Below are 10,865 nucleotides of genomic sequence, written 5' to 3' on the forward strand. Positions count from 1 at the left end.
TTTCACATCTCAATTATAGTTATTTCTCAATGTATAGTTCTATTATTTTCCAATAATATCCATTAATTTATCCATTACTATATAAGATACTCCTCCTCCAATTTGATAAGGAGTTTCAACTTTTTTATTTGCAAATACTCTTTGTTGTTCTGATGATAATCCTGAATTATCCATTAAAACTATTGGTGAATGTAGTTTTACAGCTAATGGTCCAGCTGATAAAGCATCAACTAAAGTATCTGATTTACTAACTAATATAGCCTGTAAATCAACATCTCCATAGAATTTCTCTATTACTTTCGCATTAGTATCTACTCTGCTATTTCCATATATTCTATTTCCTGAAACATCTTCAGTAGTTATCTCATTCATTTTTGCTATTGTTGAATCACTAATTGCACTTGGTCCACCTATAAAGTATGCATTTTCTAATTTTCTTTCTGTTAGCCATGCATAAGATTCTTCAGTGATTCCATCTTTTTTAACTAATATTATAGGTTGCTTTTCTTCTCCAGCTTTAGAAGCTATAGATAGCGCGTCTGCTTCTCCACTTCCAGAAACCATATAAGCTGTTTTTATTTCTTCTCTACTTCCAAGTTCTGTAGCTATTTTTGTAGCAGTCTGATATCTATCTTGACCTGCTATTCTCTTTGTTTCTGTATTAAAAGTAGTTTTTATTTCTTGTTCTAATTTAGAGCTTATTGCATTTTCTCCACCTATCAATATTACTGTTTTAGGTGCTAATAACTTCATTTGTTCAATAGTCTCAGATGGTAATTTATCTGTATTAGTAAGAAGTATTGTTGAGTTATAACTACTTGCCAAAGGAGTAGCTGTTATACCATCAGCTATTGCATTACCATTTACTAATACAACAGTATCTGAACTCTCAGCATTCCAATTTCCAACTGAACTTATCTTCTTAGCTGTATCAAATCTATTTGCTCCTATAACTGTGTCCCATGTAGGATTTATAGTTCCATCTTCATTGAAAGTATAATCTTTTCCATCTATTTTTTGAGTGCCAGTTAGCATTTTACCATCTTTATCTAAATAGTAAGATTTTCCTTCTATTTGTTGCCATCCTGTCTGCATTACTCCTGTTTTGTCAAAGTAATATTTGTTACCATCTATTTCTTGCCATCCTATAACTGCTAATCCATCAGCATCTAGGTAGTATTTCTTTCCATCTTTTTCTTGCCATCCTGTTTGCATTACTCCATCTGCATTAAAGTAATAAGTCTTTCCATCAATTACTTTCCATCCAGATACTCTTACTCCATCAGTTCCCAAGTAATATTTTTTGTTGTTAATTGTTTTCCATCCTGTTTGCATTACTCCTGAAGCATCAAAATAATACATTTTTCCATTTATTTTTAACCAACTATTTTTTTGGTATGTTCCATCAGATTTTACATAATACTTCTTACCATTTTCTGTTTTCCATCCTGTTTGGTTTAAATTTATCTTATATTTTGCTGCTATTTTTATATAACTATCATTACTATAATCTATAATTACATCTGAACCCACTGGAACTTGGTCAAATAACCATCTAACTTCTTTATTATGCATTCTTATACATCCACCAGAAATATGCTTTCCTATAGAACTCTCATCATTATTTCCATGTATTCCATATGTATCTCCATAAGTTCCTTTTAACGCTAGTCCCATCCATCTATCTCCTAATGGATTTCTTGGACTTCCTCCAGGTATATTACCTTTATAATATGGTCTATTTTTTATCTTATTAACTACTTTGGTCTTCCCTGTTGGTGTCTCTGAACCTTTTTTCCCTGTTGCAATTTTAAACTCTTTTACAAGTTTACTATTTACAAAGTATCCTAGAGTATTTTTTCTTGAGTTTACTATAATTACATGCTTACTAGCTGCACTTGATTCTGGTACACCACATGCAAATACTAAAACTAAAGTCAGTGCTAGTACTAAATACTTTTTTAGACTTTTTTTCACTATAACTTCCCCCTCTTTTAGAAACATTACTACATGTGTCTAATTATAACATAAAATTACCAATCCCTTATATTTACAAATTTGTTACATTTATACATTTAATACTATTCTATTCCTCATATCCATTTGGATTCATACTTTGCCATCTCCACGAATCTTGACACATTTCTTCAAGTTCATATTTAGCTTTCCATCCAAGCTCTTTTTCTGCCTTAGAAGAATCTGCATAACACATAGCTACATCTCCAGCTCTTCTTCCTACAATCTTGTATGGTATTTCTTTTCCACTTGCTTTAGAAAATGCTTTGACTAAATCGAGAACACTATAGCCCTTCCCAGTTCCTAAATTATAAACAACAAGACCTGGATTTTCTTCTAATTTTTGTAATGCTTTTACATGACCAGCAGCTAAGTCTAATACATGTATATAATCTCTAACCCCTGTCCCATCATGTGTTGGATAATCATTCCCATACACACTTAATTCTTTTAATTTACCTACTGCTATTTTTGTTATATAAGGCATTAAATTACTTGGAACTCCATTTGGCTCTTCACCTATTCTACCACTCTTATGAGCACCTACTGGATTAAAGTATCTTAGAAGTGCTATATCTAATGAATCGTCTGCCTTCGATATATCTACTAACATCTGCTCTATCATAAGCTTAGTTCTTCCATATGGATTAGTTACAGAAAGTGGGAAATCCTCTAATATAGGACAAGTATGTGGGTCTCCATATACAGTGGCTGAAGAACTAAATACAAATTTTTTAACATCATATTCTCTCATTAATTCAAATAGATTTAAAGTACTTATTAGATTATTGCTATAATATTCAATTGGTTTTTCTACTGATTCACCAACAGCCTTTAAAGCTGCAAAATGTATAATTGACTCAATATTATTTTCTTTAAATACAACATGCATTTCATTTTTATTTCTGATATCAATATTATAAAATTTTATTGGTTTTCCAGATAACTCTTTAATTCTATCAACGACTATTGAATTGCTATTGCTTAAGTTATCAACTATAACAACTTCATAACCTGATTCTAAAAGTTCTATTGCTGTGTGGCTTCCTATATACCCTGCTCCCCCAGCTACTAAAACTGCCATAGTAATTACCTCTTTTCTAATATTTATTTTTCACTTACTTTTTTTCTCATATAATCCATTAAATCATCTTTTAGATTTTCTCTTTTTAATGCAAAGTCTATTGTCGCCTCTAAAAAACCAATCTTATCTCCTACATCATATCTTTTTCCTTCAAAGTTATATGCGTAAATAGCCTCTTGCTTCCCTAGAGTCTGAAGCGCATCTGTCAGTTGTATTTCTCCACCTTTACCAGGTGCTTGCTTCTCTAATATATCAAAGATTGCAGGCGTTATTATATATCTTCCAAGTATAGCTATATCTGATGGTGCTTCTTCAATTGCAGGTTTTTCAACCATATCCTTAACTTTGTATACTCTCTCTTCTATATGTTTCACATCTAATATACCATATTTATTAGTATCTTCTTTAGCTATCTTTTGTACACCTAGAACAGTTGTTTTATACTCATTATAAGTATCTATTAATTGTTTTAGGCAAGGAACTTTTGAGTCTACTATATCATCACCTAATAATATAGCAAATGGTTCATCACCTATAAAGCTTTTTGCACAGTAGATTGCATGTCCAAGACCTTTTGGCTCTTTTTGTCTTATATAATGAATATTTACCATATTTGATATATCTCTTACCATTTCTAACATCTCAGTCTTACCTTTTTGTTCTAATTCTAACTCTAATTCAACTGATTTATCAAAATGGTCTTCTATAGATTTTTTATTTCTACCTGTTATTATAAGAATTTCTTCAATCCCTGATTCTATAGCTTCTTCTATTATATACTGTAAAGTTGGCTTATCTACTATAGGAAGCATTTCTTTGGGCTGTGATTTTGTTGCTGGTAAAAACCTAGTCCCTAGCCCTGCTGCTGGTATTATCGCTTTTTTAACTGTCATCTGCATTTTTTCACCCTTCTTCGTAAATTTTCTCTTGTACCAAATTAATATACCATATTTATACTTTTTCTTCAAATTCTATATTATCCCAATAATTAATATCTTAAGACCATATAAGGTAGATGAAATTTCATCTACCTTTAATTTTATGAGTTAATATATTATTGTTTATATTTTTATCTAAAACTTATATAGGCACTAAATTTCATCTAAGATACCTTTAATATCACTATCTATATCATCATCCAAATAAGAATCTAAATCTTCTAAATCAACTTCTAGTTCTTGATATGTCATATCAACACTTACATCTTCATCTATATCCATTTCAGATATCAATTCTCCTAAAATACTATTTCCATCAGTATCTAAATCTCCATCTATATCTTCACCTATATAATTTTCATTTAAAATTTCGTCTAAATCAATCTCATAATAAACTTCATTATTTTTTTCATCTCCTGAGTTTAATCCTAAAAACTCATAGTTAAAATTCCAAACATTGTATTTACTTGACATACTTTATTCCTCCTGTGAAAAACATATTTTCATCTAGTTTATTTGCTCCATAATCAACAGAATTATATATTTTTTCAATTATGTCTTTTCTTCTTTCATTTGTTCCATTATTTAATGTCAATTGTCTAAATACATATGTATTTGTTATTCTTTCGAATAATATTTCTTTTATACTATCATCATTGATATTTTTGTAGCTTTTCCATAAAACTTCAAATAACTTAAACATTTCCCTACTAGTTTCATCCACATAATAAGGATACATATTTTCCACCAAATGATTTAATCTAGATATAGCTTGTTTTAAAAATACATCAAGACTTGCACTTTCACTTTCCTTTAGCATTCTATAATTATATTTCTTCTTATCCTCTCCTGATATTACAAATATAATGTTGTCTAAGCTTTTCTCAACTTCATCTAAATAACTACTGATGTTGTATGATAAATCAAATAATAAATTTTTAATCTGCTTAAATACCTGCATATCAAGCTTAACATTATATTTTTCAAATAACTCTATTTCTTGACTTTCTAACATCCTTGGCATATAAGCTGATAATAAGTCTAAATTGTTTCTTTGTTCTTGTACTTGCTTATAAAGTTCATTTATAACATCTATTCTTATTTCATCATTTAATTCTTTTTTGAGAACTTTATCAAACTCATACTTCATATAATAAATATTTCCAAAGAAATTAAATATTATCATATCATTCATAGCTTTAGACCAGTTTTTATATAACACTTCAATGGACGTATCTTTAAGTAGAGGTTGTTTTGCGTATATAAATACATCTTGCATAAGTTTTTGAACCATATTTTTACTTAGATTCAAAGTTAGTTTTTGATTATTAAATTTTATTTCTGTTTCTACAAAATTAGAATTTTCACTTTCAAGCTCTTTATTAATTACAATATCTTTTACATCACTATTTTTTATAGATATAATTTCTTTTTGAAAAGACTTTAGAATAGTCAGGCTATCGAAATCTTCTTGAATAAAAAATGGAGCATGTTTTAATGTATATCCTACTATTTCATTTTCTATATCATTTAAATCATCTATTTCCATGAGTTCTTTATTTTTATCATTTATGTGTAAGTTGAAGACATTCTTATTGTCGTATAATATAATATCTTCTCCAAAATTCAACTTTGAACAGTTATCTCTTGCTGACTTTACAATAGTCTTTTTAGACTTCTTATTTATAAAAATTAATTGTTCTTGATATTTTACTAAAAGCATATTTGTGTTTTTGTAATCAAATCCATCTATATTTCCTGATATCTTACAAAATACTATATCACAATCTTTAGGTAGGTTTCCTATTTTTTTATTATCTCTAACCTTTTCATTTAAATCAGAGGGAACTATATTCTCTATATTGTTATTGAATATAGATACAGACCTTACTATAAGCCCTTCTCTTTCCATATGAAAATAGCCTTTTAAAGATACCCTTTTATCTTCTAAAATATATCTTTCTATATCATCAAAGTTTATTTCAAATCTATTTTTGCCACTAATAAATATGAACTTCTCATTATCCTTATTTATTCCACCCATATAAAACTTATTGTCATCTAAACTTAATATAGTCATATTATCCTTTAGATAAAATATAAATTCTCTTTGACTCTTACAAATTAAATCGTATTCATCCACAGTTATTTTCATAGTCAGATTTGCTGTAACATTCTTACTTGAATTTTCACTTTTTATATAAAAAGGCAAGTTATTTCCATAAACAATTATGTTAGAACCTTCTAAAACTGCTTCTAATTTTTCTTTATTATCTGAAAAACTATATATGTATTTTACTCCTGTATCATCATTAACTTCATCTGCTTTGCTAATTATTATATTACCTAAATTTGTTATATGAAGTTTTTTATATTCTTTTGAGTATCTACTGATACCATTAAGCTCAAAGCCATCTGAAAGCTCATATATGATTTTTTCTCCTAATTTCAACATACCTTCACCACCTAAACAAAATTATAAGTATTCTCTAAAGGTGAACAAAATGCCTCAAAATAAATAATATCCTTTAATACTCTTTATTTTGAGACATAATTTCTCCTTATTTTTTATAATATCCTAAGCACCTTCAACTATTTCTTCATAAAGTTTATCTAAATGTTTAACATATTCACGATATCCAGATTTATTTCTTAACTCACTTCTTAAATCTTCATATTTTTGTCTAAGTTCTTCAGCACTCAATGAAGGAGCTGATTCTTTCAAATCTTCTAATTTATAATCATAATACTTATCATACATCGCTATATATGTATCAATAGATTTCTTAGCTAACTCATTACATTTTTCTTGTGCTTCTCCATATTGAGAATAATCACCTATTTTTATTTTATAATATCCATTTTCTTGAATTATTGTTGAAGAGATACCTTTAGCTTCATATTCTTTTGCTGTTTCTTTTGCTGTTTTCTCAACTTTAAGTGAACCAGCATAAACAGTATAATACACACCTTTACCATCTTTATATGCTTCCATTTCTGCTGCTTTCTTTTCAGCTTTTGCCTTCTCTTCTGCTTCTTTTTCAGCCTTTGCTTTTTCTTCCGCTTCCTTTTTCTCTTGCTCAGCTTTTGCTTTTTTCTCTTCCTCTGTTAGTTTGTTGTTAGCCTGTTGCTGAGTTGATGTTTTTGGAGTAACAGCTTTCTCATTTTTCTTGTTATTACCTACTGTTATAAAGTAACCCACACCAACAATCGCTACTATAACTACTGCTATAATAGTTTCTTTTACTCTACTCTTCTTAGAACCTACTTCTTCTTCATCTACAAAATCATCTTTATTTGATTCATGATTTTTAATTTCTACCTTATTATCTTTAGATTTATTATTAGAGGAATGTTTTGATTTTTTATTACCTCTTTCTTTCTTATTAATAGGTATTATTACTGACTTTTCACTCTCTGACTTTTCATTTTCTAATTTTTCTTCTTTTACTATTTTCTCTTCTGAGTCTTTACTTTCTTTTTCAAGTTTAGATTCACTAATTAAAGATACTTTTTCATCTAAGTCATTATCTATCGGTTTTTCTATTTTTACACTACGTTCTTCTTCTAGTTCTTGTTTTACTTCTTCTAATTCTTCTTGTTTTACTTCTTCTGATTCTTCTTGCTTCATTTCTTTTGACTCTTCTTGATTATTTTCAATAGGTTTATCTAAAATTACATCAGAAGAAATGTTATCTAAATTATTTTCTTCCTGCTCAACTTCTTGTTCAATTTTTTCTTCTTTATTTTCTTTTTTCATGAATCCAAATAATTTAGATTTCTTTTTGCTCTTTTTATTTTCTGATTCAGTTATATCTTCTTTATCAACATTATCTTCTTTATCTGCATTTTCTTTTTCTTCGACAACATCAATTATATTTTCATCACGATTATCTACTTCTTCTTTAGTCTCATCTTTAACATCATCTTCTATAGAAATACTACTTCTAAAACAAATATCTTTATCTGCATTTTTTATCATATAAATATATTCTTCAATGTCGATATCTTTATTTTTTCTAGTCCTTTTTGATGCAATCTCATGATTTTCTAATTCATTGTAGCTGTCTTTTATTAGATTATGGGCTTCATTCCATACATCGTCACTAATTTCTGTTTTATTTTTAATTACATAGTCTACAAATTGCTTAAAATTCTCAGCACCAAATTCTCCAATTATAGTTAATCTCATTGCACCTTCTATAAGGTCTCTATTTCTTCTCTTTAAAAATTCTAACGCAATTGTTGCACAAGCAAAATCTTTAATAGTATCTTTACCAAAGCCATATCCTTCAACAGAATGAAGCTCTTCTAAACCACACAACTTCTTATATTCATTGTTTATAGTTTGAGATATACTCTCATTATTTAAACTATTTAACTTATCCATAAACTTTAAGTTTATGTCATTTGTATTTGATTCCTGTTCTACACTTGATTTTTTAACTTCATTTAATAATGTATCATTTTCTGAATTATCTTTACCTAATTGTAAATCTTCAATTTCTGTTGCTTTTATTTCCACTCTATCTTGTCCACTATTTTCTTGCTCATTCTTAGATACTACATCTTTATTACTAGCTAATATCTTATTTACACAGAATATAATCTCTCTTTTTAATTCTCTTTTGGCATCAGCTTGATTTTTAAGAAATAAACTTCCACATTCTTTCTTTTCTAAACTTATCTTCCTAAGTGATATGTTAAGAAGGTCTTTATATAAGTTTAAAACCTTATAATCCTTTTCTAAACGTCTTCTTCTCTCTGATAGTTCCATTTTATCATATGCTAAAAAACTATTTAAATCATTGGCTTTTAGAGAGTCTAGACCTTCTTTCATCGCCTTATTTACATACTTTCTACATTTAGCTGTAGTTAATTCTAAATCCTTTTCTAATTCATCTATCTCAGGTATGTACTTATCTACTATCCATTTTCCAATAAGTGGTTCTGTATTTCTTGCTAACGTCTTATAAAACAATATATTAAATTTTAAAAGCTCAGCATATTTTGCTTCATTAAATTCTACTTTTTCAAATTTCTTTTCCAAAACACCATCTAATTTTTCATTTATCTTAGACTCTTGTTTTAAAAAACTTGCTGTGACATTTAAAACAGTGTTTCTTATTATATTATTTTCACTCAAAACCTTCACTCCTTAAATCAATTATTTTATTGTAATATTCACATTGTACAAAGTCGCTAATTTGATTATGATATTTAAATAATTATCTATTAAATTTGCTACATCTTATATCATATCATATTATTTACATCATTTTACTTTTTCTTTTTACATCTATCTTATATTATACCATTTTTAATATCTGTACTAACTTATATTACAATATTCCTCAAAATTTTAAAAGTAGATTAGACAAATTTACAAATAAAAAAACATCAGTTTAAACTGATGTTTTGACTATCAAAAGAATTAAGCAAGTCTATAAGCGGAGTTCTGTATTAGATAATCATCTTTCTAGGCTTATTGTCACCAATAAGCTCAAGCGACCTACCTACCGGAGAGTACGAGCAGCACTCTTCATCCCTATCTTGGTCTTGCTCCAGGTGGGGTTTACATAGCCAACTAGTCTCCTAGCTGCTGGTGAGCTCTTACCTCGCCTTTCCATCCTTACCACATAAAAGTGGCGGTTTATTTCTGTTGCACTATCCTTAGGATCGCTCCCACTAGGCGTTACCTAGCACCCTGCTCTATGGAGCTCCGACTTTCCTCATGTAAGACTACATGCGATTATCTGGCTTACTTAATATTCATTTTACTTAGTTATGTTAACATAAATTTTTCAATATGTCAAAGACATATTATACTAAAAATTTAAATTTCTTCAAAAATAGTGTAATATAAGTATATAAACTATTTTGACTTGAGGTGAAATATTGAAAAAATCATATAAAATAATAATTAACATCATACTAATATTGGTAATAATTTACAGCGGATTTAATATATACTCAAAACTTACCAAATATAATCATGACACTAAAATATCCTCTGAACTTCAAAAAAAAGAAGATAAAAAAGAGGATTTATCAAAAATAAACAGTGATTTTAAGTTTTGGCTTTCTGTTAAGAATACAAATATAAATTATCCAGTTGTACAATCTAGAGATAATTCTTATTATCTAGATAAAGATTTTTATAAAAAAGATTCTATTTCAGGTACATTATTTATGGATTATAGAAATAAATCTCTTGAAGACCAAAATGTCATAATATATGGACATAATATGAAAAATAAAACTATGTTTAATAATCTAAATAATTTTAAAGATGAAACATTTTTTAAAGAAAATAATCAAATAAAAATTATCATTAATGGAAAAGAATTTTTATTTGATGTCTTTTCTGCTTACATTGTAGAATCAGATTATGACTATTTAAAAACAAGTTTTAACAGTGAATCAGATTACCAAAATTACATAAAAGATGTTACTTCTAAATCATTGCATAAATCACCTATTAAAGTAAATGTTAATGATAAAATAGTCACACTTTCTACTTGTACTTACGAATTTGACGATGCTAGAATGGTGATTCATGGTAAATTAGTTTCAAATTAGAGATATTTCAAAACTTCTAGACACAGTCTAAAATACTTATTTTAGACTGTGTTATTTTCTATGTAAATAACTCATAAATTACTAAAAATATGTACTATAAAATAATATATATTAGACAATAAAAAAAGACTATGCCAAAAACATAGTCTTTACTGGAGCTGGTGATAGGAATCGAACCTACAACCTGCTGATTACAAGTCAGCTGCTCTACCGTTGAGCCACACCAGCAAACTTATTTTTTTAAA

At 28.0% G+C, this 10,865-nt stretch carries 7 protein-coding genes, 1 tRNA gene and 1 other RNA gene; 1 reads left to right on the plus strand and 8 read right to left on the minus strand.

The genetic code is table 11. From position 1 onward, the window contains the following. Window positions 1-42 precede the first annotated feature (42 nt). From Q3304_RS12420 to rnpB, 7 genes are all read right to left on the minus strand, one after another. Window positions 43-1,977, minus strand: coding sequence for a cell wall-binding repeat-containing protein (locus tag Q3304_RS12420; RefSeq protein ID WP_079740401.1), 1,935 nt, complete (start codon window positions 1,975-1,977; stop codon window positions 43-45). 109 nt (window positions 1,978-2,086) lie between these two features. Continuing rightward, window positions 2,087-3,100, minus strand: coding sequence for a UDP-glucose 4-epimerase GalE (gene galE, locus Q3304_RS12425; protein ID WP_054271277.1), 1,014 nt, complete (start codon window positions 3,098-3,100; stop codon window positions 2,087-2,089). Between the two features lie 23 nt (window positions 3,101-3,123). Further along, a complete protein-coding gene (gene galU / locus Q3304_RS12430) occupies window positions 3,124-3,999 on the minus strand; it encodes a UTP--glucose-1-phosphate uridylyltransferase GalU (RefSeq protein ID WP_407813633.1) in 876 nt (291 codons plus the stop codon). A gap of 192 nt (window positions 4,000-4,191) precedes the next feature. After that, window positions 4,192-4,512 carry a hypothetical protein gene (locus tag Q3304_RS12435; protein ID WP_054271279.1) on the minus strand — a complete coding sequence of 107 codons (321 nt, stop codon included), beginning with the start codon at window positions 4,510-4,512 and terminating at the stop codon, window positions 4,192-4,194. Further along, window positions 4,502-6,493, minus strand: coding sequence for a hypothetical protein (locus Q3304_RS12440; protein ID WP_054277319.1), 1,992 nt, complete (start codon window positions 6,491-6,493; stop codon window positions 4,502-4,504). Before Q3304_RS12440 ends, Q3304_RS12435 begins: the two co-directional genes overlap by 11 nt. Before the next feature lie 123 nt (window positions 6,494-6,616). Beyond that, a complete protein-coding gene (locus tag Q3304_RS12445; RefSeq protein WP_407813631.1) occupies window positions 6,617-9,193 on the minus strand; it encodes an SPOR domain-containing protein in 2,577 nt (858 codons plus the stop codon). Between the two features lie 276 nt (window positions 9,194-9,469). Continuing rightward, window positions 9,470-9,806: RNase P RNA component class A (gene rnpB, locus Q3304_RS12450), an RNA gene on the minus strand. Window positions 9,807-9,936: 130 nt separating this feature from the next. Between rnpB and srtB the strand changes: the two genes are divergently transcribed. Further along, complete coding sequence (gene srtB, locus Q3304_RS12455) at window positions 9,937-10,620, plus strand: class B sortase (RefSeq protein WP_407813629.1); 684 nt, start codon at window positions 9,937-9,939, stop codon at window positions 10,618-10,620. A gap of 153 nt (window positions 10,621-10,773) precedes the next feature. Here srtB and Q3304_RS12460 read toward each other — a convergent pair. Further along, window positions 10,774-10,848: transfer RNA gene (locus Q3304_RS12460), tRNA-Thr, on the minus strand. Between the last annotated feature and the right edge of the window lie 17 nt (window positions 10,849-10,865).

It is taken from the genome of Clostridioides sp. GD02377, assembly GCF_045899875.1.
Classification (GTDB): Bacteria; Bacillota; Clostridia; order Peptostreptococcales; family Peptostreptococcaceae; genus Clostridioides; species Clostridioides difficile_A.

Excerpts from the sequence above, each read along its gene's own strand:
- galE (WP_054271277.1), bottom strand. The coding sequence starts at position 3,100 with ATGGCAGTTTTAGTAGCTGGGGGAGCAGGGTATATAGGAAGCCACACA.
- galU (WP_407813633.1), bottom strand. The coding sequence starts at position 3,999 with ATGCAGATGACAGTTAAAAAAGCGATAATACCAGCAGCAGGGCTAGGG.
- Q3304_RS12435 (WP_054271279.1), bottom strand. The coding sequence starts at position 4,512 with ATGTCAAGTAAATACAATGTTTGGAATTTTAACTATGAGTTTTTAGGA.
- Q3304_RS12440 (WP_054277319.1), bottom strand. The coding sequence starts at position 6,493 with ATGTTGAAATTAGGAGAAAAAATCATATATGAGCTTTCAGATGGCTTT.